Here is a 26,101-nt window from a genome sequence, read left to right on the forward strand (position 1 = left end):
AAGCGGTTCTCGTGCGCCGCTCAGCGCTGCCGCTTGTCGAAGTTGATGCGCGCCGCGGGAAGGAGGATCCGCCCGAGCAGGTCGGGCATCTGGAAGAACGGCTTGCCCTTGTCGAGCGCCCCGATCGAGGCGACCTCCTCGGGTGCGAGCACGAAGTCGAAGATGTCGATGTTCGCTGCGATGTGTGAGGGGTTGGTCGACCGCGGTATCGCGATGTTCCCCTCCTGAATGTGCCAGCGCAGGATCACCTGAACGGGCGACTTGCCGTGTTTGCGCGCAAGCTCCGCGAAGACGGGTTCGGCGAGCAGCCGTCGGTCGGCGTGCCCGAGCGGATACCAGGCCTCCAGCACCGTGCCGAACGATCGGAGGAAACCCTTCAGCTCGCGTTGCTGATGGTACGGATGACACTCCACCTGGTTCACCGCCGGCACGATGCTCGCGTGGACCGTGAGATCGGTGAAGCGGCGCTCATCGAAGTTGCTCACCCCGAGAGCACGGACCTTTCCCGCCTCGACGGCCTCCTCCATCGCCCGCCACGCACCGTTGTAGTCGCCGTACTGCTGATGCAGCAGCAGGAGGTCGATGTAGTCGGTCGCCAGGCGCCTCAGGGTGCCGTCGATCGCCGCGACCGCCTTCTCGTACGGGTAGTTCGGCGGCCACAGCTTGGACGTGAGGAAGACGTCTTCACGCGGCAGACCGCTGTTTCGGATCGCCTCCCCCACGGCGCGTTCGTTCAGATACGCGTTCGCCGTGTCGACCGAGCGATAGCCGGCCGCGAAGGCCGAAGCCAGCGCGGGCCCGCAGTCGGCGGAGCGAACCTGGTAGACGCCGATGCCGAGTTGCGGCATCCGCGCCCCGCTGTTGAGGGTGATGCTCTCCATCACTGAATTCTCCCGCGCTCGCGCAGCAGAGGGGCCGCCGGGAGCAAGGGAGCACGAGCGTCGGAGAGTGTCGCCTGATTCGGGTGATTGCAGGTGATCCGGCCGATTGAGGCGCGATCCTCCGAGCCTCATGCGAGCCGATGCCGCGGGCGGGGCGTGGCTCCTGACTGCGCTCGCTCAACCACCGGACTGCGCGTCGCCTCGCCGCGGGAGGACGAACTTCGGAGAATGTCGCTCAGTTCGGGTGATTCCGGATGATCGGGACGATCGAGGCGCGATTCGCCGAACCTCATGCGAGCGGATGCCGCGGGCTAGGGCCGCGCGCGGAGCGTTCCACTCGTCGCTGAGCGTCGGTGCCCCGGCCAGAAACCCACACAAGGCGACGCCGCTAGGCGATCCGGGCGGGGGCGCGACGCCCCCGCCCCTGATCGGTCTACTTCTGCACCAACGGCGCCCAGGCCCCCGTCCCCACGGCCGCGGGCTCCGCGTCTGCGCCGAAGCGCTCGAGACGGAACGAGCTGAGCACCGGTGACGGCGCACCTGTCAGGATCTCCTCGGCGGCGAGTTCGCCGAGGATCAGCCCGAGTGTCGCACCCGAGTGGGTGAACAGCGTGTACAGGCCGTCGATGGAGGGCACGGGGCCGACGACCGGCTCGCCGTCGCCGGGGATCGGCTTCAATCCCGCGCCGACGCGCTGCGCGGTCAGGCGGGGGTGGCCGGCGAGCACCTCGGATGCGGCATCCAGCAGGCCCTGGACAGAGTCGTCCGGCACCGTCAGCGATCCATCGTCGGCGACGACGACCGACTGCTCCGCCCAGTCGGCGTCGAGCACGAGGCGGCCGTCGGGCGTCGGGCGCACCGCCACGCGGGGCGTGTTGAGCACCGTCTTCACCTCGACCTCCACCGGATCGGTGAACAGCACGAACGCGGCCGGCGTGGCATCCGGCACGAAGACGCCCAGCGCGGCGAGCTGCGCAGGTACCGCGGGTCCCGTCGCCAGCACCACTTCGTCGGCCGGCACGCGCGTCCCGTCACCGAGGATCACCCCGGTGGCCGTCCCGTCCGTCACCTCGACGCGTGCCTCGCCCGCGTTCTCGATGAGGCGGGCGCCGTCGGTGAGGGCCTCATCGACCAGCGCGGCGATGATGTCCGGCAGGCTCACCCAGCCCTCACCCGGGTTGAAGATCGCGCCCTCGGCGGCGACCGCGTCGGCGTTCACGTCCGGGGCGACCGCGGCGACGTCGGCGCGGTCGACCCAGACGGAGTCATAGCCCCCTGCTCGCTCGAAGGCGAAGGTGTCGCGGAAGCTCTCGCCGGCACCCGCCCACTTCAGAGCGCCGTCGAAGCGCAGGTACGCCGCGCTCTCCGGATGCCGCGCGCTCCACGTGCGGTAGCGGTCGAGCGCGAGCAGGCGCAGGTAGTGGTACTCGGCCGAACGGTCGCCCGAGGAGTTCAGCCAGGCGATGGAGCGACCGGATGCCCCGTCCGCGAGCTCGCCGGCGGTGACGAGTGACACCTGGGCACCGCCGCGCGCAAGATGCGCCGCAGTCGAGGCACCCAGGATGCCGCCGCCGATGACGACGACGTTCTTCGATCCGGTTCTGGTCATGTGTGAGTGATTCCTTCGTGTTCTCGAGTGTTCGGTCAGACGGTGATGCCCGCGGTGGCGTGCGCACGCTCGATGAGCTCGAGCACGTCGACGGCGTCGCGGGGACCGACGGGAAGCGGGCCGCGGCCGCGGAGGGCGACGGCCAGCAGACGGTAGAACTCGCCGTAGTCGCCGCGCCGCGTCGGCACGCGGCGCGCAGCGCCGTCGGTGCCGAGCGTGCCCCAGCGATCCTCGGGCACCTCGCCGAAGCCGGGGTCACCGGGAAGCGCGCCCGCGAGCAGCGACGGCTCCTGCGGGTCGAGGCCCCACGTCGTGTAGCCGGCGCGGGAGCCGAGCACGCGGAACCGCGGCCCTGCCAGCGGCGCGACCGCGCTCATCCACAGGTGCGATGTGACGCCGGAGACGTGCTGAAGGGCGAGGAACGAGTCATCGTCGGCGGCGGTCGCCGGTCGGCGACGGGCGATCTCGGCGTGCAGGCTCGACACGGGGCCGAACAGCTGCACAGCCTGGTCGATGAGGTGCGTCCCGAGGTCGTAGAGGATGCCGCCGGCCTCCCCCGCCGATGTGCTCGTCTTCCAGGAGGTGACGGGCTCGGGCTTCCACCACTCGAAACGGGACTCGAAGCGACGCACCTCGCCCAGCTCCCCCGCCGCGACGAGGTCTCGCACGGTCAGGAAGTCGCCGTCCCACCGCCGGTTCTGGAACACCGTGAGGTGTCGCCCGAGCCGCTCGGCCTTGGCGATCAGCGCCCTTCCCTCGTCGGCGGTCACCGCGAGCGGCTTGTCGATGACGACGTGCAGTCCCGCGTCGAGCGCCGCGTCGGCGAGGTCGACATGCGTGCCGCTCGGCGAGCCGATCACGACGAGGTCGAGCGAATCCGCATCCGCCCAGACATCATCCGGCGACGCGACGGCCCGTGCGCGCGGATGCCGGTCGGCGAGCGCCGCCCGGCGCGACGGGTCGTTCGTCACGACGAGGTCGAGCGAGAAGTCGGGGTTCGCCGCAAGGAAGGGCGCGTGGAAGACGCGACCCGACGTGCCGAAGCCGATGATGGCGGTGCGGAGCGGCCGGTGTGCGGCATCCGTCATCACAGCACCTCCGAGAGGAAGCGCTGCAGGCGCGGGCTCTGCGGCCGGTCGAACAGATCGGCGGGGGCACCGGATTCGACGACGCGTCCTTCATCCATGAAGACGACCTGGTCGGCCACCTTGCGTGCGAAGCCCATCTCGTGCGTGACGACGAGCATCGTCATCCCGCGGTGCGCGAGGCCGGCCATGAGGGTCAGCACGCCCTTGACGAGCTCCGGGTCCAGGGCGCTGGTCGCCTCGTCGAAGAGCATCACCTCCGGCTCCATCGCGAGCGCGCGGGCGATCGCGACGCGCTGCTGCTGGCCGCCCGACAGATCGCGCGGCCGGTGGTCGGAGCGCTCGGCGAGGCCGACCTCGGCGAGGCGCTCGGCGGCGATGCGCCGCGATTCCGGAGCCGAGAGGCCCTTTACGTTGCGCAGCGCGAGGGCGACGTTCTCGAGAGCGGTGTGGTCGGGGAACAGGTTGAAGTGCTGGAAGACCAGGCCGATGCGCTTGCGCACCGCATCCGCCTTCTGCGTCAGCACGCTCTCTCCCGCCAGCAGCACATCGCCGGACTTCGGCTCGTGCAGCCGGTTGACGCCCCGCAACAGAGTCGACTTGCCGGAGCCGGAGGGTCCGATGATGCAGGTGGTCGTTCCCGGCGCGACCTGAAGGCTCACATCGCGCAGCACGTCGATGTCGCCGTAGGCCATCGTGAGGTTGCGCAGCTCGAGGCTGGAACCCGCGTAGATGTGTCCGTTGGAAACGGGCACGGGAGTGGTGTAGGTCATGTGTTCTCTCCGTAGGTGAGGGTCGGAGTCAGGGTGGTCTCTTCGACCTCGTCGAGTCCGCTCTTGGGCGGAGTGGCCTTGCGGCGGCCGGTGCGGAATCGGTTGTCGAAGTAGTTCACGAGGTGCGTGAGGGGCACAGTGATCACGAGGTAGAACAGGCCTGCCATCACGAGCGGCGAGAGGTTGCCGGTCAGCACCGCGGCATCCTGGCCCACCCGGAACAGCTCGCGCTCCGAGACGAGGAGGCCGAGGAAGTACACGAGGCTCGAGTCCTTGACGATGGCGATGAACTGGTTCACCAGGGCGGGCAGCACACGACGGACTCCCTGGGGCACGACGACGAGGCGCATCGCCTTGCCGTAGCTCATGCCGAGGGCGCGGCATGCCTCGAGCTGTCCGCGGTCGACGCTCTGGATGCCGGCGCGGAAGATCTCGCCGATGTAGGCGCTCGCGATGAGGCTCAAGGCGAGGATGCCGAGCGGGTACGGCGACGGACCGAAGATCTGCTGGCTCAACCGGGCGAAGCCCTGACCGATGAGCAGGATCGTGAGGATCGCGGGCAGCCCCCGGAAGATGTCGGTGTAGACACGTGCGGGGATGCGCAGCCACCGAGAGGGCGAGATGCCCATGATCGCGATGACCATGCCGAGGACGATTCCGATGACGGTGGCGGCGCCGGAGATCACCACCGTGTTGACGAGGCCGATGCCGAGCAGCTGCGGGAACACCTGCCACATCGCTTCGAAGTCGAAGAAGGTCTTGACGATGTTGTCGAGCCAGTCCATGGGTTTCTTCTTTCAGAGAAGGCGGTGGCGGTGCGGGCCGCGCGGTCTGCCGTGGGCGGCCCGCACCGCGGATCCGCTCAGTCCGACGCGGTGTCCGTCGGAGCGGGGGTCTGCTGCTCGTCCGAGGGAAGGTACTGGCCGGGCATCGGCGAGCCGGGGAACCACTTCTGGTACAGCTCCTTCCAGGTGCCGTCCTCCATGGCCTCGTGCAGCGCTTCGTTGAGGGCGTCCTTGAAGGCGTCCTTGCCCTTGGCGATGGCGAAGCCGGCGGGGGCATCGAAGGACGGGATGTCGATCGCGTTCTCGAGGCCGTACTGGTCGGCGTACTCCTTCGCCGCCTCGTAGTCGAGGAAGTGCGCGTCGATGGAGCCGCTGTTCACGGCCGAGATGGCGGCGTTGTTGTCGGGGAAGCGGACCAGCTCGGTGTCGGTGAAGTTCTTCACCGCGTAGGCCTCCTGCAGCGTGCCCTGGACGACGCCCAGGCGCTTGCCCGCGAGATCGGCCTCGTCGGCGATGTTCGCGTCGGGGCTGGACATCACGGTGAGGTAGCCGGCGAGGTAGCCGTCGGAGAAGTCCACCGTCTGCTCGCGCTCCTCGGTGATTCCGATGGCGGCGACACCGACGTCGAACTGCCCGTTCGCGACGGCGGCGAGCAGACCGGAGAAGTCCTGACCGGTGAACACGACATCGTCGATGCCCATCCGGTCGGCGACATCGGTGAAGAGCTCGACGTCGAAGCCGGTGAACTCGCCGTTCTCGTCTGTGAAGGTGTAGGGCTTGGAGTCGCCCAGGCTCGCCACCCGGATCTGGCCCGGGGTGATGAGGCCGTACGGGTCGGCGGCCGCGCTGGTCTCGGCCGCGGGAGCGGCCGAGGAGCACGCGGCGAGCGCGAGAACGGTCGCACTGGCGGCGACGGCGCCGACGATGGCGCGTCGGATGGTGGTGAAGGTCACGATGATCCTCTCGGGGATTCAGCTGCGGTTGGGTGTGACGGGGGTTTCCACGCGGGGGGTTTCCACGCGGTGGTGAGTCATGTCGCTTTGGTGATACCGGTCTCAACTGATTAGATTGAGACCGGTCTCAGTTCGTTTTCGAGGACAATACGCGAGACCGGGGCGCAAGTCAAACAAGGAGGGGAAATCACGTGCAGTCACTTGACACCGGCGGGGACGGGCATGACGACACCGGTCGCGAGGTCACGGTCAGCGACGTGGCAGCCGCGGCCGGGGTTGCCAAGGCGACAGCCGCCCGGGCACTCGGTGACTACGGAGCCGTGAGCGAATCGGCACGCGACCGGGTACTTCTCGCCGCAGAGCGGCTGGGCTACCGACCGAACGCGCTCGCCCGCACCATGAGCACCGGTCGCTCCAACACGGTGGGAATCGTGGTGGGCGACATCGAGAACCCGTTCTTCGCGCAGGCCACGAGAGGTGCGGCGGATGTCGCGGCGGCGGCCGGGCTCGATGTGATCCTCTCCAACTCCGACGAGGACGCCGAGATCGAGGCCAAGGCCATCGGGGTGCAGCTCGCCAAACGGGTGGACGGGCTGCTCGTGGCACCCGCATCCTCGATCGATGCGTCGAACCTGCAGACCGTGCTCACCGCCCGGAGGCCCGTGGTGCTCTTCGACCGCGCTCTGCCGGGACTGCCGGTCGACACCGTGATCGCGGCCAACCGGACCGGCGCGGCGGTGCTGACGACGCTCCTGGTCGACGCTGGACATCGCCGCATCGCCTTCATCTCGACGCTCGGTCATCCGGGTCGCTACCACGCAGGCGATGTGCTGTCGACGTCGTCCGTCGCCGAGCGTGTCGAGGGATTCACGAGCGCGCTGGCCCGCGCCGGCGTGCCGGATCCCGCGTCCTTCGTGCATCTCAACGCCCGCGAGGAGGGGGTGGAGCGGCTGACCCGCCGCATCCTCTCGGAGGATCCGGGGATCACGGCCATCGTGAGTTCCGACAGCCTCATCGCGCTGGGGGTCTTCCGGGTCGCCCGCGCGCTGGGCCTCCGCATCCCGGGGGATCTCTCCCTGGTCGCCTTCGACGACGCCGACTGGACGGGCGTCAGCACGCCGGGCATCACCGTGATGGCGCAGCCCATCCATGAGATCGGCGCCGAAGCGGCCCGGCTGCTGGTCCGTCGCATCCGGGGCGACGGTGCTCCTCCGGTGCTGCGGGTGCTCGATCAGCACCTGATCGAACGCGAGTCCGTCGCCCCGCCGCGCGAAACGACGCTGTGACGCCCGGCGGCCGGGACAGTATCTGGTCACGCCTGGAGGTTCGGCAAAGCACCGGGTAACGCCCAGATCGCCTCACTCGTCGCGAAGTGTCAGTGAACTGGGCAGAAACCCACAAAAAGCGACGAGCGAGGCAACCGGGCGGGCGCGGCGCCCGCACCGGTCTGGTCGCGCCTAAGCCGTCGCCGTGCTGAGCAGGATGCTCGTCTCGCTGTCGCGGATCCCCTCGATGCCGCGAAGCGCGCCGAGGGCGCCGTCGAGCGCGGTGAGGCTCGTGCAGCGGAGCTCGGCCACCAGATCCCATCGCCCGTTGGTCGTGTGCAGAGCGGCGATCTCGGGGATGCCGTGCAGGCTCCGGATCGCATCGCGCGCGTCGCGGCTCTCGACCGCGATGAGAGTGATCGCCCGTATCGTCGACCCCTCGGCGGCGTCGTGCACGCGCACTGAGAAGCCGAGGATCGCCCCCGAGTCGAGCAGACGGTTCAGACGCTTGTTCACCGTTGCGCGGGTGACTCCGAGGCGCGCGGCGAGCGTCACGACCGGGTCCCGCGCGTTGTCGCGAAGCAGCGCGAGGAGCCGGCGATCGAGGTCGTCGAGTATGGGCTCCATGCACATAATGTACATCCGGGATGCACATTCCGCATATGCACGGGTCGAGAACGCGCAGTCCGGCGATTGATCGTGCACCCGGGTCGTCCCTACGCTGAGATAGTTGCCGCGGCAGCCGTGCGCTCCCGCCGGGCGCGATTCCCTCACTCCCTGGAGCGCCCCTTGTTCGAGACAGACGCACCCGCGCGCATGCACGCCCTCACCGACGAGACGCACGACGTGATCGAGGCGGTGCTGGACTACGCACGCAACCGTGTGCTCTATAAAGACATCCCGCTCGATCACCCGGTCACGCCCGAGGAGCTCTCCAAGACCGCCTCCGGCTCCATCGGCCCCGCGGGATTGGGCGCCGAGCAGGCGATCAGCCTCTTCGAGAATGTGCTGGCGCCCGCGTGCCTTTCGACCGACCATCCGGGATACCTGTCATTCATCCCGTCGGCACCGAGCAAGGCGGCGATCGCCTTCGATCTCGTGGTGTCGGCGTCGGCGATCTACGGCGGCTCGTGGGTCGAGGGTGCGGGCGCGGTCTTCGCCGAGAACGAGGTGCTGCACTGGCTGGCGCGCGAGTTCGGACTCCCCGCGACTGCCGGCGGCGTGTTCGTGCAGGGCGGCACGATCGGCAATCTGTCGGCGCTCGTGACGGCTCGGGATGCCGCCCGCCGCCGCAATCGCGAGAACGGCGTCGCCGATCCCGCCCGCTGGGTCGTGCTGTGCAGCGCCGAGGCGCACTCCTCGATCGCCTCGGCCGCCGCCGTGATGGACATCGACGTCGTCGCGGCCGCCCCGGATGACGGCGGTCGTCTTCGCGGCGACGCCATGGCCCGGGCGCTCGACGAGCACGGCGCCGCCGTGTTCGCGGTCGTCGCCACTGGCGGAACCACCAACTTCGGCATCGTCGACCACATCGCCTCGATCGCCGAGGTCACCCGCTCGCGCGGCGTATGGCTGCACATCGACGGCGCGTACGGCCTGGCGGCGATGCTGGTGGAGCGGATGCGACCGACGTTCGCCGGCGTCGAGCACGCCGACTCGGTGATCGTCGACCCGCACAAGTGGCTGTTCGCCCCCTTCGATGTCTGCGCGCTGCTGTACCGCGATCCCGACCTGGCGCGTCTCGCGCACACTCAGAAGGCGGAGTACCTCGACACCCTCACCGAGACGGCCGACTGGAACCCCTCGGATCTCGGTGTGCAGCTCACCCGTCGCTCCCGTGGCCTGCCGCTGTGGTTCTCGCTCGCGGCGCACGGCACGGAGCAGTACCGATCGGCGATCGACCACGGCATCACGCTGGCCCGCACGATCGCCGACGAGATCGCCGAGCGTCCGCATCTGTCACTCGTGCGCGAGCCGGAGCTCTCGGTGGTGGTCTTCCGCCGGGAGGGCTGGTCGGCCCGCGACTACCAGGCGTGGTCCGACAAGCTGCTCGCCGAGCAGAAGGCCTTCGTGGTGCCCAGCTCGCACGCGGGAGAGCCGGTGCTGCGCTTCGCGATCATCAGCCCCCTCACGACGATCGAACTGCTCACCTCGATCCTCGACACGCTGGCGTGATCACGCCGCGCGCCCACGCGGAGCCCGAACGCCGGAGCAGCGTCTAGGGCATCCGGTCGATGAGCGCCCCCGACGACAGCCCGAGCATCGATTCCACCGACCGCATCAGCAGCTCCGTACGCTCGCGCGGGCGCTGCCACCCGACCAGGGAATGGGCGTTCAGCCCGTCGATCATCCCGAGCACCTGTCCCGCGATGGCGATCGGGTCGTCGAATCGGAACTCCCCCGCTCGGCGCCCCTCCGCGAGCAGGCCGGCGAGGAACGCCCGCCACCGGTCCATCTGCTCGCGGACGCTTTCGGCCAGGGCGGGATTGCGGCCGCCGAGCGCCCAGCTCTGCACCCAGATCAGCGTCACGTCCGCGCGGTCCTCGTCGAGCATGCTGCCGAGCATCGAGACGAGTGCGGCGGAATGCCCGTCTTGGGCGTTCGCAACCTGCTGCAGCTCCGTCAGCTCGGCGCCGACGATCGTGGCGAACGTCTCGGCCACCAGGTCGTTCATGCTGGGCGCATAGTGCGCGACGAGCGCCGAGGCGACCCCCATGTGCTGCGCCACCCCGCGGAGAGTGACGGCGCTCAGGCCGGACTGGAGCGCGATCGCCCGAGCGGCGTCGCCGATTTCGGCGACGCGCTCGCTCGCGGATCTTCGTGTGCGTGTTGACGACATCACCCCGATTCTGTACCGTGAGGTCGAATTGATCAAGTGATCAACTTGTAAGGGAAGGTGCCACGGATGGCTTGGCGAATGCCCTCGGAGACGAGGCCCCACGAGCGGACGTGGATGGCGTTCCCCCGCGCCGGACAGACGATCGGCGACACCGAGCAGGAGCGCGAGGAGTGCTACGCCGCCTGGACGGCGACCGCGCACGCCGTCGCGGAATTCGAGCCCCTCTCGATGGTCGTCGACCCCACCGAGATCGCCAGGGCGCGCCGCATGCTCTCGGGCGACATCGAGATCGTCGAAGCTCCGCTCGACGAGTTCTGGATGCGCGACTTCGGGCCGACCTTCGTGGTCGACGATGAGCGACCCGGAGCGCTCGGCGCGGTGGACTGGGTCTTCAACGGCTGGGGTGCCCCCGCGTGGGCGGAGTGGGAGCTCTCGGCTCGGATCGGCGCCTTCGTCGCCGACCTCGTCGGGGCCGAGACGATCCCCTCCGAACTCGTCAACGAGGGCGGCGGCATCCACGTCGATGGAGAGGGGACCGTGCTGCTCACCGAGACGGTGCAGCTCGACCCTCGGCGCAATCCGGGGCTCACGCGCGGGCAGGTCGAGGCCGAGCTCGCCCGCACGATCGGCACCCGCCACGCGATCTGGCTTCCGCGCGGCCTGACGCGCGATTACGACGACTTCGGCACGAACGGGCATGTCGACATCGTCGCGACCATCCCCGCCCCGGGTCGCGTGCTGCTGCACGCGCAGAACGACGCGGGCCACCCCGACCACACCGTGTCCACGCAGCTGCGCGCTCTCCTTGACGCAGAGGTGGATGCCGCGGGCCGGTCGCTCGAGGTTGTCGACGTGCCCGCCCCGTCGACGCTGCGGGACGACGAGGGGTTCGTCGACTGGAGCTACATCAATCATCTGGTCGTCAACGACGGCGTGATCGCGTGCGCGTTCGGGGACGAGCCGGCGGATGCCGCGGCGCGGGGCATCCTCGAAGACGCCTACCCAGGACGGCGGGTTGTCGGCGTCGATGCGAGGCCGATCTTCGCGCGCGGGGGTGGCGTACACTGCATCACCCAGCAGCAGCCTCGAGTGGACGGAGCGGCGGGATGACGGGCACCGACGGCGCGACCGAGATCGACGTCGTCGAGGCGAGCATCGCCGACCTGCGCCGGGCGCTCGAGTCCGGCGGGACGACGAGCGTCGACCTCGTGCACGCCTACCAGCGGCGGATCGCGGCGTACGACGCTCCGCACACGCCGACGGCCCTGAACGCCGTCATCGTGGCCAACCCCGACGCGATCGCCGAAGCCGCGGCATCCGATGCCCGGCGGGCGGCAGGGCGCGTGCTCGGCCCGCTCGACGGCATCCCGTACACCGCGAAGGACAGCTACCTCGTGCGCGGGCTCACCGCCGCCGCCGGCAGCCCGGCGTTCGCCGAGCTCGTGGCGCAGGGAGATGCGTTCACTATCGAGCGGCTCCGCGCGGGCGGCGCCATCTGTCTCGGACTCACGAACATGCCGCCGATGGCGAACGGCGGCATGCAGCGCGGCCTCTACGGACGCGCCGAGAGCCCCTACAACGCCGACTACCTGACAGCGCCCTTCGCCTCGGGCTCGTCCAACGGGTCGGGCACGGCCACCGCGGCCAGCTTCGGTGCGTTCGGGCTCGGCGAGGAGACCTGGTCGAGCGGCCGGGGGCCGGCATCCAACAACGCCCTGTGTGCCTACACACCCTCCCGCGGCGTGATCTCGGTGCGGGGCAACTGGCCCCTCGTGCCCACGATGGACGTCGTCGTGCCGCACACCCGCACCATGTCCGATCTGCTGGCCGTGCTCGACGCCGTCGTGGCGGACGACCCGGAGACGCGCGGCGACTTCTGGCGCGTGCAGCCCTGGGTGCCCATTCCCGCCGCGTCGACGCGGCGTCCGGACTCGTACGCCGCGCTCGCGGTCACCGACGCGGATACCGCCCGACGCGCGCTGGCCGGCCGGCGCATCGGCATCCCGCGCATGTACATCAACGCCGACGAGCTGGCCGGCACCGCACCCTCCCCCGGCATCGGCGGGCCGACCGGCACCCGCATCGACACCCGGCCGTCGGTTCTCGACCTCTGGGACGCCGCCCGCCGCGACCTGGAGGAGGCGGGGGCAACCGTCGTCGAGGTCGACTTCCCTGTCGTGTCGAACTACGAGGGAGACAGACCAGGCGCGCCGACGATCGCGACGCGCGGACTGGTGACGCCCGATTACCTGGCGCGCGAGATCCGTGACCTCTCGGCATGGGCGTGGGAGGACTTCCTCGCCGCGAACGGCGACCCCGCGCTGTCGACCCTCGCCGACGTCGACGGCAGCCGCATCTTCCCCCACCCGGGAGGAGCGGCCCTCGACCGCTACACCGGCTTCGACGACGACATCGCGGAGTACCCGGACTGGGTGCGCACGCACCCGGACGCGACCTGGGCGGACTTCGCCGATCTCGAGGCGGGTGTCATCGGCCTCGAGCAGACGCGCCGCCTCGACCTCGAGGAGTGGATGGACGGCCTGAGCCTGGATGCCGTGGTGTTCCCGGCCGTCGCCGATGTCGGCCCCGCCGACATGGACGTCAACCCGGACTCCGCCGACCTCGGCTGGCGCAACGGGGTCTGGGTGGCCAACGGCAACCTGGCGATCCGGCACCTCGGCATCCCGACCGTCACGGTCCCGATGGGGCTGATGGACGACATCCGGATGCCGGTGGGACTGACGTTCGCGGGACGCGCCTACGATGACGTGGCCCTGCTGCGGCTGGCGAGCGCCTTCGAGGCGATCCGGCCGCGTCGGGTGGCTCCGCCGAGCACTCCCCCGCTGTCCTGACGACCGCGCGCCGGAACGCAGGTCGCGCGAGGTTCGGCCCACACGCCGCGAGGGCACGCCCGGATGGACGTGCCCCTCGTGGTCCTGGCGACGGAAGGCCGCCGGACGCGAATCCGATGCCGGTCAGGCGGCGGCGCGCAGCACCTCGCGCAGCGCGTCGTACTGGGCCTTCGGGTTGTTGTGCGTGTCGTACAGCAGGCCCGCGCCCTGGCCGGTGAACCAGCCGGGGATCCACGAGTTCGCGTCCGATACCCCCCACACGGTGAACGAGTTGCATGCCTCCACCGCGAGGCAGGCTTCCAGCGTCCGGGCCCACCAGTCGATCTGCTCGGCCTCCTCCGCCGGATCGGCGGGGGTGTTGGTGTAGGTGCCGTTGTTCTTCTGCGTCACGAAGGTGCGGATGTCGACCTCGGTGAGCGCGACCTCGAGGCCGAGGTCGGCGAAGCGCTGCAGGTTGTTCTGCAGGTCCGGGTATCCGTACTGGGTGTCGAGGTGTCCCTGGAAGCCGACGCCCTCGATCGGCACCCCTGCGGCGAGCAGCTCCTGCACGAACGCGTACGCGGCGTTGCTCTTCGGGCCGGTGAACTCGAGGTTGTAGTCGTTGTAGAACAGCAGCGCCTCCGGGTCGGCCTCGTTCGCCCAGCGGAACACATCCGCCACGTACTGCTCGCCCGGAAGGCCCAGCTCCTCGTACGCCTGGTACCAGATGGTCTCGCGGAAGCTTCCTTCAGCGTCGTCGTTGAAGATCTCGTTCACGACGTCCCACTGCTGGATGCGACCGGCGAAGTGTCCGGCGACCGTCCGAACGTGGTTCTCAAGGATCGCGCGCAGCTCCTCGGCGCTGTAGTCGCCGGTGGTCAGCCACGTCGGCAGCTGGTTGTGCCACACGAGCGTGTGCCCGCGCACCACCTGGCCGTTCGCCTCGGCGTTGGCGATCAGCGCTTCGGCCGCCGCCCAGTCATAAACTCCGGGCGCGGGGTTCAGCGCTTCCCACTTCATGACGTTCTCGGCCGTCACGCTCGAGTACTGGGTGTTGACGATGTTGCGGTACTTGCCGTTCTTAGCCAGCAGGTCGGTGTTGACGGCGACACCGATCTCGATGCCAGCCTCTTCGGCGAGCGCGCGCAGGGTGTTCTCGCCGATGACGGCCGAGTGCTTCGACGCATTCGGGTTGGCCGGCGGGGCCGGATCGGCGGCGAAGGCTGTGCCCGGGGCAACGACGAAGGCCGTAGCCAGCGCGCCGACGAGCAGGGGACGGGAAATGCGCATGGAAATGCTCCTTTGCATGGGGTGGTGAAGGATGGTTCGATAACGTTTTCCATCCGGCGACCATGCTAAGCACGATAAGTTCTTGTCGTCAACTTATTTCGAAAACGGTGACCAAGGAGCCTTTGACCTTCGCTGGTGCCGCAGAAATGGGTTGCCGACGGAGAAGCTCCGCCGGCAACCCACTTCACGTACTGACTACTGCTGCTGCCAGTATCCGAGGTTGGAGAGCAGTTGATTCGCGATGACGAGCAGCCCTGCCGCCTCTTCTTCTGTGAGCTTTCCATTGCTCTCGAACGCGTTGACCTGAGCGACGAAGCCGTTCAGCACATCGACCGCGCCGCCGTTCTCGTCCTTCGGCACGAGCTTGAGCGCCTGATCGAGCTTCACGGTGAGCGCGTTGCGGTTCCCCTTATTGAGGCCCGTGTCCGCGACGGCGTCCTTGAGCGTGGTGACCTCATCAAGGATGAACGCCTCCGGGTGCCACAGGTAGTCCCTCGCCCAGATGGTGAACAGCTGGTTCCAGGCGTTGAAGTCGTGGGCACCGGCGACGACCACGTTCTCGACGAAGGCAACCTGATCCAGAGCGGCGACGGTGTTCGCATTGGGCAGACCGAAGTCCCACCGACCGCCGCCGTACAGGATGTAGGGCTTATCGATGTTCGGTACAGTGGCAAGCACTGCCTGTGCGCCTCCACTCCAGGGACCGTAGTACCCGAACCTCAGAGTGTCGTAGCGCATGAGATTCTGCGTGACGAAGGAACCCGCCGACAGGCCCGCGAACGCGCGGTCGATCGCGTCGGTGGAGACGTTGTAGTTCGCCTCGACGAACGGGATCACGACGTTGCGCAGGTTGGGGTAGCCCTCGTTGGGCGCGCCGAGGTAATTCGTGTTCGTCGTGATGACGATCGCGGGCTCGGTGGTGCCGTCCTGGAGGAGGTTGTCCATGATGACGGGGACGTCACCCATGTTCATCCAGTCGGACTGATCCTGCCCGCCGCCGTGCTGCATGTAGATCGTCTTGTACGGCTCGGCCCGGTTCGGGTCGTAGTTCGGCGGCAGGTAGACGCCCATGGTGCGCGTCGTGCCGTTGACCTCGAACGGCACATAGCTCCAGGTGCCCTTGGGCGAGTCGGCCCGGGGGTTCTCGATCTCGCGTGCAGCAAGCGGTGCGTAGTTCTGCTTCACCGGATCGTACGGCACGTGCACCTTGTTGAACGCGCGCCGGGCGGTGCCTTGGATGCCGTCCGGAGCGAAGATCGGTGAGTTCGCGGGATCCGGAACCCAGTAGCTCGTGTCGTTGTCGACGTAGAACCAGTACTGGTTGGCGCCCGCGGCGAGCGGCACATCGGTGACCCAGTAGCCGTCGGCCACCTCTGTCATCTCCACGTCGTATCCACCGCCTCCGCGCATCAGGCCCGGCCGGTACTCGAACGGCGAGTAGACGGTCGTGTCGGTGGGGTCCGCCCAGTTGCGCAGCATGATGTCGGCGACGAATCGCACGCTGGTCGCGGTCGGGTTGTAGTACACGAAGTGGCCGGTGTAGCCGGTCGGCGAGTTCGGATCCTGGGTGACGGTCGGCCCAGGGGTGAGATTCACCTCGTCGGCCCGCGCCGACACGGCCGACATGCTCAGCACCATCGCCAACGCGAGCGCCAAAGCCGTCATCAGCTTCAGGAGTGGCGCCTGGACGGCACTGCCCCGCACCCCTCCGGTCTGCCTACTCGATTGCAAAGCTCCCATTACTGTTCCTCCTTGAACGGCCACTGAGCGCCGGAAGGCTGCTCGCCGCGGCCAGGCTAACCGAAGGTTTACTACGTTGTAAAGCAAATCTTTACGACGTTGTAAATGAAGGATGCAACGGGTGGTCGGGCGGCGCCGTGGATTCCCGCACCACGAGCGTCGGGGCCAGGTCTATGCGGGTCGTCGCCGGCTCCTCGCCGCCCCGCATCCGCAGCAGCAGGCGCGTCGCTTCCTCGGCCATGCGTCGGAGAGGCTGATGAACGGTTGTCAGGCGCGGAGTGCTGATGCTCGCGAGCGGGATGTCGTCGTACCCCACGATGGAGAGGTCGCGCGGCACGTCGAGCCCGCGCAGACGGGCTGCGCGAACGACCCCCATCGCCTGCAGATCACTGCCGGCGAAGATCGCGGTGGGAGTCTCCGGCATCGCCAGAACCTCCCCGGCGATCTGCTCGCCGCTCTCGACATTCACCTCGCCGAATCGTTCCCACTCGGGGTGGACCTCCAGACTCGCCGAGCTCATCGCGGAGCGGAACCCGTCGATGCGCGCCAGCGAGGACATCATGTCGTCCGGGCCCATGATCGCCCCGATCACACGGTGACCGAGTTCGATCAGATGGCGGGTGGCGAGCACTCCGCCCTGCCAGTTGGCCGATCCGATTCCTGGTACGTCCGGAGCCGGGTCGCCGGTGGGGTCGAGGATCACGAATGGGATGCCGCGCGCCTGCAGCGTGCGGCGGGCCGAGGGCGGCAGGCCGGCGAACACCAGCACGACACCGATCGGACGCCGACGGACGACGTCGATGATCCACCCTTCGGTCGGCGCGTAGCGGTCGCCGTTGACGGATAGCGAGATCGTCCGACCAGAAGACGCTGCGACGTCGCGCACCCCCTCGATCACCTCGAGTGACCAATTGGAATCGAGTTCATGGAGAACGACCTCTATGAACTCGCTTCTGCTCTCACCGCGTCGCGCGTACCCGAGCCGCTCCAGGTGTTCCTCCACGAGGATCCGGGTCGAGGCCGCGACATCCCCGCGGCCGTTGAGGACCTTCGAGATCGTCGTGACGGACACCCCGGTCGCCGCAGCTATCGTCGCCAGGGTCACGCGGTTCTTCTCAGCCATGCCGCACGAGCGCGGTCACGCCCGCTACCCCAGGGTCAACGCAGTCCACGAAACCGGAGGCAGCTGCAGGGTCACCATGCCGTCCGCGAGGATGGCCGACTGATTGCCGCGCAGACCGACCCGGTCGGGATGCTCCAGGGTGTTGGCCGCGTGGATGTCGTCGTCGTGCAGGGACTGCACCTCCTGCAGCGCGACGCTTCCGAGCTGGCGCACGTCGATGTCGATCGTGACCTCTTCCTCCATGCTTCGGTTCACGACGAAGACCGTCGTCTGGCCGGTCGCCTCATCCCTGGTGGCGACGGCATCGATCACGGGCACCGACCCGAATCGATCCGTGTCGTACGACGGACTGTCGAGCGTGACGTCCAGGGTGACGCCGCGGGCGAGTCGTGATGTCACGGCGAACGGATAGAAGGTCGTCTGGCGCCACGCAGGACCACCCGGCTCGGTCATGATCGGCGCGATGACGTTCACCAGTTGAGCCAGGCTCGCGGCGGTCACTCGATCCGCGTGGCGAAGCAGCGAGATCAGCAGGCTTCCGACCACGACGGCGTCCGCGACAGAGTAGGTGTCCTCGCAGATGCGCGGCGCGACCGGCCAGCTGTCGACTCCTGAGACACGGTCGACCTCGCGATAGCGCGACAGATACCAGACGTTCCACTCGTCGAAGGAGATGTTGATCGTCTTGTCACTGCCGCGCACGGCCTTCACGCCGTCCGCGATCGCGACGACCTTGTCGATGAATCGGTCCATGTCGACGGCTGACGCAAGGAAGCTCTTGAAGTCTCCGTTGAGCGGCTCGTAGTAGGCGTGGCACGAGATGTAATCGATGGCGTCGTACGTCTCCTCGAGCACCGTCCGCTCCCAGGCGCCGAACGTCGGCATCTGGCCGCTCGAGCTGCCGCACACGACAAGCTCCAGGTCGGGGTCGATCTGACGCATCGCACGCGCCGTCTTGGATGCGAGCTCGGCATAGCTCTGAGCGGTGCTGTGACCGAGCTGCCACGGACCGTCCATCTCATTGCCCAGGCACCACATGCGGATGTTGTACGGCTGCGGGGTACCGTGCGCGATGCGCAGATCGCTCAGAGCCGTTCCTGAATTGAGGTTCGCATACTCGAGCACGTCGAGTGCCTCTTCCACCCCGCGGGTGCCGAGGTTGACGGCGTACATCATCTCGCTGCCGACCTTGTCCAGCCAGGTGGCGAACTCGTCGAGGCCGATCTCGTTCGGCTCCGTCGAATGCCATGCCAACTCGAGCCGTCTGGGCCGCTCCGCGCGGGGGCCGACGCCGTCCTCCCACCGATATCCGGAGACGAAGTTTCCCCCCGGATACCGGATGGTCGAGACGCCGAGCTCCCGAACCAACTCGATCACGTCTCGACGGAAGCCGTGCTCGTCCGCGTCGGCGTGGCCGGGCTCATAGATGCCCTCGTACACGGCCCGCCCGAGATGCTCTACGAACGAGCCGAAAAGACGGCGGTTGATCGGTCCGACGACGAAGTGGGGGTCGATTGTCAGATGTGCGGAGATCATGGTCCTCATTGGTGTCGTGATGGTGGTCGCGAAATGTCATTTCAGGCTTCCGATCGAGAGCCCGCCCTGCCAGTAACGCTGAAGGGTGAGGAACGCGATGATCAGGGGGATGACCGAGACCAAGGAGCCGAGGATGATGATGCTCCACAGGGTCTGTCCGCCGGCGGCGCCGTAGGTCGACGCGGTCGAGTTCCACAGGCCGATCCCGACCGTCACGGGGAAGAGCCGGTTGTCCGACAGCATCACGAGCGGGAGGAAGTAGTTGTTCCACGACGCCACGACCGACAGCAGCAGAACGGTCACGATGGCGGGTCGCAGCAGCGGAAGGGCCACCTGCAGGAAAGTCCTGAACTCCCCCGCGCCGTCCACGCGTGCGGCGTCGAGCAGCTCGTCGGGTACCGCGTCGCGGGCGTAGACGTTCATCAGGTACACGCCGAACGGGTTGAGCAGCGTCGGCAGGATCACCGCCCAGATCGTGTTCGTCAACCCGGCCTGGGCGAACAGGACGAAGGTCGGGATCACCAGAGCAGTCGTCGGCACCATGACCGAACCCAGCAGGATCGCGAAGGAGGCACGGCGGCCGAAGAAGCGGTACTTCGCGAAGCCGTAACCCGCCAGCACCGCCAGCACGGTGGCGCCGAGGCCTCCGACGATCGCGTAGAGGGCGGAGTTCGCCAGCCAGCGAGCGTAGATCCCACCGCTGTACGTGAACAGGTCGATCAGATTGCCGATGTAGTCGATGTCGTCGGCGAACCAGAGCGAGCTGTCGCCCCCGAACAGCCCGGCGGCGCTCTTCGAGCTGTTCACGATGAGCCACCAGAACGGGATCAGGAAGTAGATCATCAACAGCGCGAGCACGATGTTCAGGGGGATGCGGCCGCGAGCGCGGGGGGGCCGCCTCCGCTTGGAGGCATCGTCGGGCGCCGAAGGGATGCCCGTGACCTCGACAGGTGTGACGGTCATGAGAGGATGCTCCCTCGCTTGCGGGTGGCGAACAGGAAGATGTAGACGCAGACGAAGACGACCGCGCCCAGCGCGAACGAGATCGCGGCGCCGTAGTTGTAGTTGGCCAGCGAGAACGCCTGCTGATATGCGTACATGTTCGGCGTGAAGTCATTGGGGATGGACCCGGCGGCCAGCTGCTGCAGGATCTGCGGCTCGTTGAAGAACTGCAGGGTGCCGATGAGGGCGAAAACGAGGATCAGCAGGAGCGCCGGGGCGACCAGTGGGATCTTGATCCGCAGTGTGATCTGCCACTGGGATGCGCCGTCGATGCGGGCTGCCTCGTAGAGCGTGGGATCGATCCCCTGCAGCGCCGCGTAGATGACGATCATGTAGTAACCGGCCCATTGCCACGTGACGATGTTGAGCAGGCCGTAGAAGATGAGGCCGGTGCTCAGGAAATCGGGCGCCTGTCGACCCAAGCTCTCGAAGATCTCCGCCAGCGGGCCGAAGTTGTCGCTGTAGAGGAACCCCCACATCAGGGCGCCGATCACGGTCGGGATCGCGTACGGCAGGAAGATCATGAGGCGCGAGAAGCGTGCGAACCGGGTGACCACGATGTCGAGGATCAGCGCGATCGCGAGCGAGACGGCCATCTGCAGCGGGATCAGGACGAGCGAGAACCTGACCACGAACCACACGCCGTCGAGGAACGACGGGTCGCTGAAGGCCTTGGCGTAGTTGCCGAAGAGCACGAACCTCGTCCCGCCGATCAGCGACTTCTGGAACAGGCTCAGGTAGAAGGCGTAGCCGATGGGCAGGACGAGAAGGGCGAGGAAGATGATTCCGAACGGTCCGACGAAGAGCCATCCGAACAGGTTCTGCCGGGCGGCGGTCGATCTGCGAACCTTCGTCTTTGCGGGACTTGCGGTTGTCGCTGTCATGATTTCTCCGGGTATGGAACGGATGACCGAAGGCCGGTCCGCACTGACACGGACCGGCCCTCGTGTCATGTCACTTGACGGTGAACCCTTGCTCCTCTGCGTATGCCACGACGGCTGCCTGGAGCGCATCCGCGGCCTCAGAGCCGGTCGCGGACCCATCGTTGATCCGGGCGATCTGCTCGGTCAGCTGGGAGTAGTAGTACTGTCCGATCGGCGTGTACGTCATACCGGTGTAGGCGTTGGCGGCCGGCACGTACACCTCCTTGTTGGCCTGCTGGCCGTTGAAGAAGGGCACCTCGTAGTTCAGGAACTCCTCCGATTCGAGCACGTTCAGGTTCAGCGGGAAGATGATCTGCTGCTGCCAGCCCTCGTCGAGCGAGGCCTGGTCCGCGTAGACGCCGAAGGCGACCTGCGCTGCGAGCTCGGGATCCGCCGCCTGGCTGCTCACCGCGAACGCGGAGCCGCCCCAGTTGATCGCGATCGGGTTGTCCGGGTTCCACTGCGGCATCGGCGCACTCGCCCACACGCCGGCGTCAGCGCCCTCGCCGACGCCTGCGCCCTGCAGGTAGCCGGGGGCCCAGGCGGCCGACAGGTACGTTGCATAGTCGCCGGCGATGACGCCGGAGATGTACTCGGGCGTGAACTGATCTTCGGTGCCGACCAGACCCTTCTCGACGAGGCCGCTCCAGTAGTCGAGGACCTCCTTGATCTCGTCGCTGTTCAGGTTGATCCCGATCTCGCCCTCGGCGGCGGGGTCGTACTCGAACGGCTCCGCACCGTTCTGGTACATGAGCGCCGTGACCTCGGCGGGCTGATTCGCGGCGAAGCTGGCGAAGACCGGGCCTCCGGCATCCTTCACCGTCTGCGCGGCGGCCTCGAACTCGGTCCACGTCGTGGGCGGAGTGATGCCGTACTCGCTGAAGACGTCGGTGCGATAGATCATGCCCATCGGGCCGCCGTCGATCGGAGCCCCGTAGACGGCATCACCGACCGAGACGTCCTTCCAGGCGCCCTCGCTGAAGTTGTCCTTGACGTCCTCATAGCCGATGTCCGTCAGGTCGACGAGGGCGTCCTGCGCCTGGAACGTCGCGATCCGGTCGGCCTCGACCATCATGACGTCGGGAGCGCCGCTGCCTGCCGAGATGGCGGTCTGGAACTTGTCATAGGCGTCGCCGCCCGCGCCCGCATTCGTCCAGCAGACCTGCACGTCATCGTGCTCCTCATTGAAGTTGTCGACGACGGTCTCGCTGTTCGGATACCAGGCCCACAGCGTCACCACTGGTGCGTCTTCGTTCTTGATCGTGTTGGTGCAGTTGGTCGCGTCGTTTCCGCCGCCGCCGCCGTCCGCATCGTTCTCGCCCGGGGAGCAGGAAACGAGGGCACTCGCCAGCGCGAGCGTGGCTGCTGCAGCGATGACCGGTGTCGTCTTCACTGTGATTCCTTTCGGTGCTGGACATCTTCGTCGAAGCGCCCACGATCGCGGGGTCCCCATTCGACCTGGCGAGCGTGCGCCCACCGAGCAGATCGGGGTGTCTGAATCGTGTTTGCAACGTTGTACATTCAACGTTGGAAATGACTATCCCCGATCACCCGAGTCGTGTCAAGGAATTTCGAAAAGTCCCTGTCCGAAGAGCGGTAATCGCAAGTCTCTTGTCGTGCAGCGGACGGCGGCCGGAACGCGGACCAGGAGCGCCGCTAAGCTTGCCGCACACGCACAGGCCGTGGGAGCCGGCGCAAGGAGGCGACATGAGTGCGACGCTGCACGATGTGGCCCGCGTGGCAGGCGTCTCGATCAAGACCGTGTCCAACGTCATCAACGATTACCCGCACGTGCGGGCGACGACGCGCGATCGAGTGCTCGTAGCCGTCAAGGAACTCGGATACCAGCCCAATCTCTCCGCTCGTGGCCTTCGTTCGGGAAAGACGGGCGTGATCGGGCTCGCGATCCCGTCGGTGCGAGAGGCGTACTTCGCCGAGCTGGCGGACTCGATCATCGTGGCCGCAGAGAAGCGGGGCCTGGGGGTGGTCGTCGATCAGACCAACGAGGTACGCGAGCATGAACTCGATGTCATCGCGGGTCGCCGACTTCGGCTGACAGACGGCATCGTCTTCAGCCCTGTTCATATCGGCGAGATGGATGCCGGGCTGCTCGACGTGCCGTTTCCTCTGGTCATCCTCGGCGAGAGCATCTTCGGCGGCCCCACCGATCACGTCACGATGCACAACGTGTCTTCCGCACAGGCGGCTGTCGAACACCTGCTGGGGCTCGGCCGTCGCCGGATCGCACTCATCGGTGCGGCCGATTCGGAGCCGGCGGATGCGGTGGGTTCGGCGACCCTGCGCGTGCGGGGGTATCGGCAGGCGCTCGCGGCAGCCGGGATCCCCGATGATCCCGACCTCATCCGCTCCGCCGGCAAGTGGCGTCACGAGAACGGCGCAATCGCCACACGCGCCCTGATCGCCTCGGGGACATCGTTCGACGGGCTCTTCGCTCTGAACGACACTCTGGCCATCGGCGCTCTGCGCGCTCTGGGCGAAGCCGGTGTGCGGATACCCGACGACGTCGCCATCATCGGCTTCGACAACACCGATGCGACACGCTTCTCGCTCCCATCCCTATCGAGCGTGGACCCGGGACGCGACGATATCGCCGAGTTTGCGGTCGAGATGCTCGTCGAGCGCATCGCAGAGAAGGGCGAGAGGATGCCGCCCCGGCGCATCAAGCCGAACTTTCGCATCGTGGGCCGGGAGTCGACGGGCTTCCCACACGTCAGCCAGCCTGCGGAGCAGCAGCAGCCGTTCCCTGCGCGCTCGCTTCGACCCGAGGCTTAACGAAAAAAGTGCCGATGCTTCGGCACTTCTTCCGTCACTGTCTCAACACAGTGTGCGCTCGAAGGGACTCGAACCCCCAACCTTCTGATCCGTAGTCAGATGCTCTATCCATTGAGCTACGAGCGCAGTCTCGCCTGGCGCAAGGCGCGCAGGCCAGCGTCCAGAATACCCCACGCGCGAGGATGCCGCGAACCGAGGTCAGATCGGCGAGGGTTCCGGGGCGGCGGGACGCCATCCCCGCACCCAATCCACCTCGCACGACTTCGGCAGCGCGCCCCGCCCGCCGTCGGGCCGCGCGAACGCATACAGGTCGAGCATGAGCATGAGCGGATAGGCGGGCGCGCGTGCGACGGAGCGAACCAGGCGGCCGTCCACGTAGAACCGCGCGCCGTCGGCCGACCACGCGGCGGCATACTCGTGGAATTCGTCTGCACCGGGAACGTCGACCGTCGTGAAGTCGTCGGGCAGGTCCGGATCATGATGCGGATGCACGCCGACGCCGACCTTCATCGTCTGCCCCCGGATGTCGCGGCCGAAGATCTCGGCGACGCAGAGCTCACCGGACTGCTCGGGGCTGTCCTCGATTCCGATCAGCCACAGCGCCGCCATCGCGTCGGGGTCGGGGGTGGCACGCATGCGCACTTCGACGAGGCCCTCGCTCGGGGCGTAGAGCACTTCGCGCTGCTGCTCTTCGCGCACCACCAGGGCATCGGCGAAGCGGTGCTGGCCGTCGCGCGAGCCGAGAGGTCCCGAGCGGACCGCCGTCTGCAGGTTCGACACGTACGTCGTGCCGTCGAACTCCGGCGACCACGGCGCCTGGTCCTCATCGATCCGCAGCGTGAGCACGCTGTTGCGGAGGGAGTAGCGCGGTCTTGTCGCCGCGCGGCTGCTCCACTGCGGCAGATAGGCCGGGATCCACCTGGACGGATCGATGTCGTTCCCGTCGAAGTCGTCTTCGAACTCGAGTTCCCAGCGGCTGCGATCGATGTCGGTCATGCATCGCCTCGCAGGGGAACGACCGGCTCTGCGTCGAGGGCTCGAAGCTGACGCTGATTCGCGACCGAGCGGTACGACGAGTCGACGAGTTCTGCGATCAGCTGCCAGTCCGCCTCCTCATGCGCCGCGATGGCGAGGTAGCCCCAGGCACCGTCGTATGCGGGGACCCACACGTCGTCGCGCTCGAGCAGCGCTTCCCGCTCGTCCGGGTCGACCCGTACGACCACCGCCTGCTCCGGCTGATGGGCGGCGCCGGCGATGGCGAACTGCCGGGTGCCGGCGCGCCAGGTGGCCCGGCCGTGCGCGGCGACCTCCGCGACCTCGGGATACCGGAGGCAGAGCTCCCGCAGGCGGGGGATGAACGCCTCATCCCGCGGGAAGGGCGAGGGCGGCGGCGTGTCCGGCATCCCCCGATTGTGCCAGGAGCGTCCGACGACGTCAGCGCTCTGACGAGTCGCCGGCGGCGGAACTGCCATCCACGCCGGCGGTGTCATCCACGCCGACGTTGTCATCCACGCCGGCGCCGTCATCCGCCCCATCGTCCTCGTCATCAGCGTCCGCGCCGCGAAGCCGGCGCCGGTGCTGCGCGGCTAGGCGCTCGAGGTCGACGAGGCGCAGCGACTGCATCCGCGCCGCACGCATGCGCTCGTAGTCGGGGTCGGACTCGGGGCGCATGCCCTCGACCCTCAGCCGCCGTTCGAGGTTGGACTCGACATCCGCCCACGCCGCCTCGCGCGCGGCCTCGACGAGCTCTGCCAGCGCGTCCGGATCATCGCCCCTTCTGCGGAGCTCCTTCGCGACCCGCAGATACTGACGACCGCGGCGACGCAGGTTCTTCACGTCGCGGTCCCGATAGTCGTGCGTGCCGTCGGGCTGGGAGTACTGACCCCAGGCGGCTTTGCGCTGACGCTTCGCGAGGCTCGCCGCGTCCTCCGCCTCGGTGGCGAGCAGGAGGAGGGCATCTCGCGCCACCGGCACGAACCGCGAGGCCTCGAAGGGTTCGCCGAGCGAGATCGTCCCCACGAGGATGTTGTTCTTCACACTCAGGCGAGCGGCCGCCGTGGCAATCGCGATTCCCTCGGCGACGGCATCCGCATTTCTCCCCACAGCCGCCCACCTCCCTCCCTCAGAGATTAGCGGGCCGACGGCGAGCGCATTCCAGAAGCGCAGCCCGCGCCCGCCGGCCGAGCGGCGCGTGCGCTCAGGAGACGAGCTTCGCGACGATGGAATCGATGCGGCGCTGGCGCGTCTCGGGCGTCTTCGCGCCCTCCACGTTCGTCACGTGCGCCTTGCGCGCGCTCGGCGAGAGCGCCTGGAACGCCTCCTGCGCATCGCCGCCGCGAAGCGCCGCAGCAAGGTCGTCGGGCACCTCGACCGTCCGCGGCGCGGCGTCGAGGGCGAGCTCGACCGTGATGGGGTCGCCGCCGTTCAGCCCCGTTGCGGCCCGCTTGTCCGAGCTGAACGCGATGAGGTAGCGCCCGCCCATCACCGCGACGGTGCTGCGGTATTGGAAGCCGTTGACTTCGACCGTCACCGCCGGCCGCTTGCCTCCGCCGAGCTGCTCGATCACCTCGGGAGGCACCTCGATCCCGGTGTTGTTGCCGGTCTGGAAGAGGGTCGTCTCGAAGCGCATGGGGCGAGTGTGCCACGGATGCCGCCGGCTGGACAGGCGACCTC

At 68.0% G+C, this 26,101-nt stretch carries 24 protein-coding genes and 1 tRNA gene; 5 read left to right on the top strand and 20 right to left on the bottom strand.

Features of this window, described 5'->3' with window-relative positions:
• Positions 1–20: 20 nt before the first annotated feature.
• The 6 genes from ACPW96_RS02960 to ACPW96_RS02985 form a co-directional block, all read right to left on the bottom strand.
• Positions 21–881 carry an aldo/keto reductase gene (locus ACPW96_RS02960; protein WP_425881966.1) on the bottom strand — a complete coding sequence of 287 codons (861 nt, stop codon included), beginning with the start codon at positions 879–881 and terminating at the stop codon, positions 21–23.
• A gap of 433 nt (positions 882–1,314) precedes the next feature.
• Complete coding sequence (locus tag ACPW96_RS02965) at positions 1,315–2,490, bottom strand: NAD(P)/FAD-dependent oxidoreductase (RefSeq protein ID WP_425881967.1); 1,176 nt, start codon at positions 2,488–2,490, stop codon at positions 1,315–1,317.
• A 35-nt stretch (positions 2,491–2,525) separates the two neighbouring features.
• Complete coding sequence (locus tag ACPW96_RS02970) at positions 2,526–3,578, bottom strand: Gfo/Idh/MocA family protein (RefSeq protein WP_425881968.1); 1,053 nt, start codon at positions 3,576–3,578, stop codon at positions 2,526–2,528.
• Positions 3,578–4,348 carry an amino acid ABC transporter ATP-binding protein gene (locus ACPW96_RS02975; RefSeq protein ID WP_425881969.1) on the bottom strand — a complete coding sequence of 257 codons (771 nt, stop codon included), beginning with the start codon at positions 4,346–4,348 and terminating at the stop codon, positions 3,578–3,580. Before ACPW96_RS02975 ends, ACPW96_RS02970 begins: the two co-directional genes overlap by 1 nt.
• On the bottom strand, positions 4,345–5,133 hold the full coding sequence (locus tag ACPW96_RS02980; protein WP_425881970.1) for an amino acid ABC transporter permease: 789 nt from the start codon (positions 5,131–5,133) through the stop codon (positions 4,345–4,347). The genes ACPW96_RS02975 and ACPW96_RS02980 overlap by 4 nt, the downstream gene beginning before the upstream one ends.
• Positions 5,134–5,210: 77 nt before the next feature.
• Positions 5,211–6,086: an ABC transporter substrate-binding protein gene (locus ACPW96_RS02985; RefSeq protein ID WP_425881971.1), complete on the bottom strand. Its 876-nt coding sequence runs from the start codon at positions 6,084–6,086 to the stop codon at positions 5,211–5,213.
• Between the two features lie 191 nt (positions 6,087–6,277).
• On the opposite strand from ACPW96_RS02985, the gene ACPW96_RS02990 reads away from it, so the two are divergent.
• Positions 6,278–7,372 carry a LacI family DNA-binding transcriptional regulator gene (locus ACPW96_RS02990; RefSeq protein ID WP_425819308.1) on the top strand — a complete coding sequence of 365 codons (1,095 nt, stop codon included), beginning with the start codon at positions 6,278–6,280 and terminating at the stop codon, positions 7,370–7,372.
• Positions 7,373–7,543: 171 nt separating this feature from the next.
• Here ACPW96_RS02990 and ACPW96_RS02995 read toward each other — a convergent pair whose 3' ends face one another.
• Positions 7,544–7,978 carry an Lrp/AsnC family transcriptional regulator gene (locus ACPW96_RS02995; RefSeq protein ID WP_425881972.1) on the bottom strand — a complete coding sequence of 145 codons (435 nt, stop codon included), beginning with the start codon at positions 7,976–7,978 and terminating at the stop codon, positions 7,544–7,546.
• 162 nt (positions 7,979–8,140) lie between these two features.
• On the opposite strand from ACPW96_RS02995, the gene ACPW96_RS03000 reads away from it, so the two are divergent.
• On the top strand, positions 8,141–9,526 hold the full coding sequence (locus tag ACPW96_RS03000; RefSeq protein ID WP_425881973.1) for a pyridoxal phosphate-dependent decarboxylase family protein: 1,386 nt from the start codon (positions 8,141–8,143) through the stop codon (positions 9,524–9,526).
• Between the two features lie 43 nt (positions 9,527–9,569).
• Here the strand turns inward: ACPW96_RS03000 and ACPW96_RS03005 are convergent, their stop codons facing one another.
• Complete coding sequence (locus ACPW96_RS03005; protein WP_425881974.1) at positions 9,570–10,190, bottom strand: TetR/AcrR family transcriptional regulator; 621 nt, start codon at positions 10,188–10,190, stop codon at positions 9,570–9,572.
• A gap of 78 nt (positions 10,191–10,268) precedes the next feature.
• On the opposite strand from ACPW96_RS03005, the gene ACPW96_RS03010 reads away from it, so the two are divergent.
• Together ACPW96_RS03010 and ACPW96_RS03015 are read left to right on the top strand one after the other, a co-directional pair.
• Positions 10,269–11,300: an agmatine deiminase family protein gene (locus ACPW96_RS03010; protein WP_425882137.1), complete on the top strand. Its 1,032-nt coding sequence runs from the start codon at positions 10,269–10,271 to the stop codon at positions 11,298–11,300.
• Entirely contained in the window at positions 11,297–13,042 is a 1,746-nt protein-coding gene (locus ACPW96_RS03015; protein WP_425881975.1) for an amidase, read from the top strand. Before ACPW96_RS03010 ends, ACPW96_RS03015 begins: the two co-directional genes overlap by 4 nt.
• A gap of 123 nt (positions 13,043–13,165) precedes the next feature.
• On the opposite strand, the gene ACPW96_RS03020 is transcribed toward ACPW96_RS03015, so the two are convergent.
• From ACPW96_RS03020 to ACPW96_RS03050, 7 genes are all read right to left on the bottom strand, one after another.
• Positions 13,166–14,311, bottom strand: coding sequence for an endo-1,4-beta-xylanase (locus tag ACPW96_RS03020; RefSeq protein ID WP_425819299.1), 1,146 nt, complete (start codon positions 14,309–14,311; stop codon positions 13,166–13,168).
• 195 nt (positions 14,312–14,506) lie between these two features.
• Positions 14,507–16,051 (bottom strand): alpha/beta hydrolase-fold protein, encoded by a 1,545-nt coding sequence (locus tag ACPW96_RS03025; protein ID WP_425881976.1) that lies wholly within the window; start codon positions 16,049–16,051, stop codon positions 14,507–14,509.
• 91 nt (positions 16,052–16,142) lie between these two features.
• Positions 16,143–17,156 carry a LacI family DNA-binding transcriptional regulator gene (locus ACPW96_RS03030; RefSeq protein ID WP_425881977.1) on the bottom strand — a complete coding sequence of 338 codons (1,014 nt, stop codon included), beginning with the start codon at positions 17,154–17,156 and terminating at the stop codon, positions 16,143–16,145.
• Between the two features lie 42 nt (positions 17,157–17,198).
• Complete coding sequence (locus ACPW96_RS03035; RefSeq protein ID WP_425881978.1) at positions 17,199–18,710, bottom strand: alpha-N-arabinofuranosidase; 1,512 nt, start codon at positions 18,708–18,710, stop codon at positions 17,199–17,201.
• 36 nt (positions 18,711–18,746) lie between these two features.
• The gene (locus ACPW96_RS03040) at positions 18,747–19,673 is read right to left on the bottom strand and encodes a carbohydrate ABC transporter permease (protein ID WP_425819291.1); all 927 of its coding nucleotides are present in this window, start codon (positions 19,671–19,673) and stop codon (positions 18,747–18,749) included.
• The gene (locus ACPW96_RS03045) at positions 19,670–20,596 is read right to left on the bottom strand and encodes a carbohydrate ABC transporter permease (RefSeq protein WP_425819289.1); all 927 of its coding nucleotides are present in this window, start codon (positions 20,594–20,596) and stop codon (positions 19,670–19,672) included. The genes ACPW96_RS03040 and ACPW96_RS03045 overlap by 4 nt, the downstream gene beginning before the upstream one ends.
• Before the next feature lie 70 nt (positions 20,597–20,666).
• Complete coding sequence (locus ACPW96_RS03050; RefSeq protein WP_425819287.1) at positions 20,667–22,028, bottom strand: ABC transporter substrate-binding protein; 1,362 nt, start codon at positions 22,026–22,028, stop codon at positions 20,667–20,669.
• A 314-nt stretch (positions 22,029–22,342) separates the two neighbouring features.
• Here ACPW96_RS03050 and ACPW96_RS03055 point away from each other — a divergent pair, with 314 nt between their 5' ends.
• Positions 22,343–23,428, top strand: a complete 1,086-nt coding sequence (locus ACPW96_RS03055) for a LacI family DNA-binding transcriptional regulator (RefSeq protein WP_425819285.1) — start codon at positions 22,343–22,345, stop codon at positions 23,426–23,428.
• Between the two features lie 53 nt (positions 23,429–23,481).
• On the opposite strand, the gene ACPW96_RS03060 is transcribed toward ACPW96_RS03055, so the two are convergent.
• The 5 genes from ACPW96_RS03060 to ACPW96_RS03080 form a co-directional block, all read right to left on the bottom strand.
• Positions 23,482–23,554 (bottom strand) — tRNA-Arg (locus ACPW96_RS03060).
• Positions 23,555–23,626: 72 nt separating this feature from the next.
• The gene (locus tag ACPW96_RS03065; protein ID WP_425881979.1) at positions 23,627–24,424 is read right to left on the bottom strand and encodes a glycoside hydrolase family 16 protein; all 798 of its coding nucleotides are present in this window, start codon (positions 24,422–24,424) and stop codon (positions 23,627–23,629) included.
• Positions 24,421–24,831, bottom strand: coding sequence for an MmcQ/YjbR family DNA-binding protein (locus ACPW96_RS03070; protein ID WP_425881980.1), 411 nt, complete (start codon positions 24,829–24,831; stop codon positions 24,421–24,423). Before ACPW96_RS03070 ends, ACPW96_RS03065 begins: the two co-directional genes overlap by 4 nt.
• Positions 24,832–24,862: 31 nt before the next feature.
• Positions 24,863–25,531: an asparagine synthase gene (locus ACPW96_RS03075; RefSeq protein ID WP_425819255.1), complete on the bottom strand. Its 669-nt coding sequence runs from the start codon at positions 25,529–25,531 to the stop codon at positions 24,863–24,865.
• Between the two features lie 94 nt (positions 25,532–25,625).
• Positions 25,626–26,057: a YdeI/OmpD-associated family protein gene (locus ACPW96_RS03080; RefSeq protein WP_425819253.1), complete on the bottom strand. Its 432-nt coding sequence runs from the start codon at positions 26,055–26,057 to the stop codon at positions 25,626–25,628.
• Positions 26,058–26,101: the final 44 nt, after the last annotated feature.

Source organism: Micromonospora sp. DT81.3, from assembly GCF_049847225.1.
Lineage (GTDB): Bacteria > Actinomycetota > Actinomycetes > Actinomycetales > Microbacteriaceae > Microbacterium.

What these genes read in the sequence shown, in the direction of transcription:
- ACPW96_RS02960 (WP_425881966.1), bottom strand. Translation starts at nt 881, where the DNA reads ATGGAGAGCATCACCCTCAACAGCGGGGCGCGGATGCCGCAACTCGGC.
- ACPW96_RS02965 (WP_425881967.1), bottom strand. Translation starts at nt 2,490, where the DNA reads ATGACCAGAACCGGATCGAAGAACGTCGTCGTCATCGGCGGCGGCATC.
- ACPW96_RS02970 (WP_425881968.1), bottom strand. Translation starts at nt 3,578, where the DNA reads ATGACGGATGCCGCACACCGGCCGCTCCGCACCGCCATCATCGGCTTC.
- ACPW96_RS02975 (WP_425881969.1), bottom strand. Translation starts at nt 4,348, where the DNA reads ATGACCTACACCACTCCCGTGCCCGTTTCCAACGGACACATCTACGCG.
- ACPW96_RS02980 (WP_425881970.1), bottom strand. Translation starts at nt 5,133, where the DNA reads ATGGACTGGCTCGACAACATCGTCAAGACCTTCTTCGACTTCGAAGCG.
- ACPW96_RS02995 (WP_425881972.1), bottom strand. Translation starts at nt 7,978, where the DNA reads ATGGAGCCCATACTCGACGACCTCGATCGCCGGCTCCTCGCGCTGCTT.
- ACPW96_RS03005 (WP_425881974.1), bottom strand. Translation starts at nt 10,190, where the DNA reads ATGTCGTCAACACGCACACGAAGATCCGCGAGCGAGCGCGTCGCCGAA.
- ACPW96_RS03010 (WP_425882137.1), top strand. Translation starts at nt 10,269, where the DNA reads ATGCCCTCGGAGACGAGGCCCCACGAGCGGACGTGGATGGCGTTCCCC.
- ACPW96_RS03015 (WP_425881975.1), top strand. Translation starts at nt 11,297, where the DNA reads ATGACGGGCACCGACGGCGCGACCGAGATCGACGTCGTCGAGGCGAGC.
- ACPW96_RS03020 (WP_425819299.1), bottom strand. Translation starts at nt 14,311, where the DNA reads ATGCGCATTTCCCGTCCCCTGCTCGTCGGCGCGCTGGCTACGGCCTTC.
- ACPW96_RS03025 (WP_425881976.1), bottom strand. Translation starts at nt 16,051, where the DNA reads ATGGGAGCTTTGCAATCGAGTAGGCAGACCGGAGGGGTGCGGGGCAGT.
- ACPW96_RS03035 (WP_425881978.1), bottom strand. Translation starts at nt 18,710, where the DNA reads ATGATCTCCGCACATCTGACAATCGACCCCCACTTCGTCGTCGGACCG.
- ACPW96_RS03040 (WP_425819291.1), bottom strand. Translation starts at nt 19,673, where the DNA reads ATGACCGTCACACCTGTCGAGGTCACGGGCATCCCTTCGGCGCCCGAC.
- ACPW96_RS03045 (WP_425819289.1), bottom strand. Translation starts at nt 20,596, where the DNA reads ATGACAGCGACAACCGCAAGTCCCGCAAAGACGAAGGTTCGCAGATCG.
- ACPW96_RS03055 (WP_425819285.1), top strand. Translation starts at nt 22,343, where the DNA reads ATGAGTGCGACGCTGCACGATGTGGCCCGCGTGGCAGGCGTCTCGATC.
- ACPW96_RS03065 (WP_425881979.1), bottom strand. Translation starts at nt 24,424, where the DNA reads ATGACCGACATCGATCGCAGCCGCTGGGAACTCGAGTTCGAAGACGAC.
- ACPW96_RS03070 (WP_425881980.1), bottom strand. Translation starts at nt 24,831, where the DNA reads ATGCCGGACACGCCGCCGCCCTCGCCCTTCCCGCGGGATGAGGCGTTC.
- ACPW96_RS03080 (WP_425819253.1), bottom strand. Translation starts at nt 26,057, where the DNA reads ATGCGCTTCGAGACGACCCTCTTCCAGACCGGCAACAACACCGGGATC.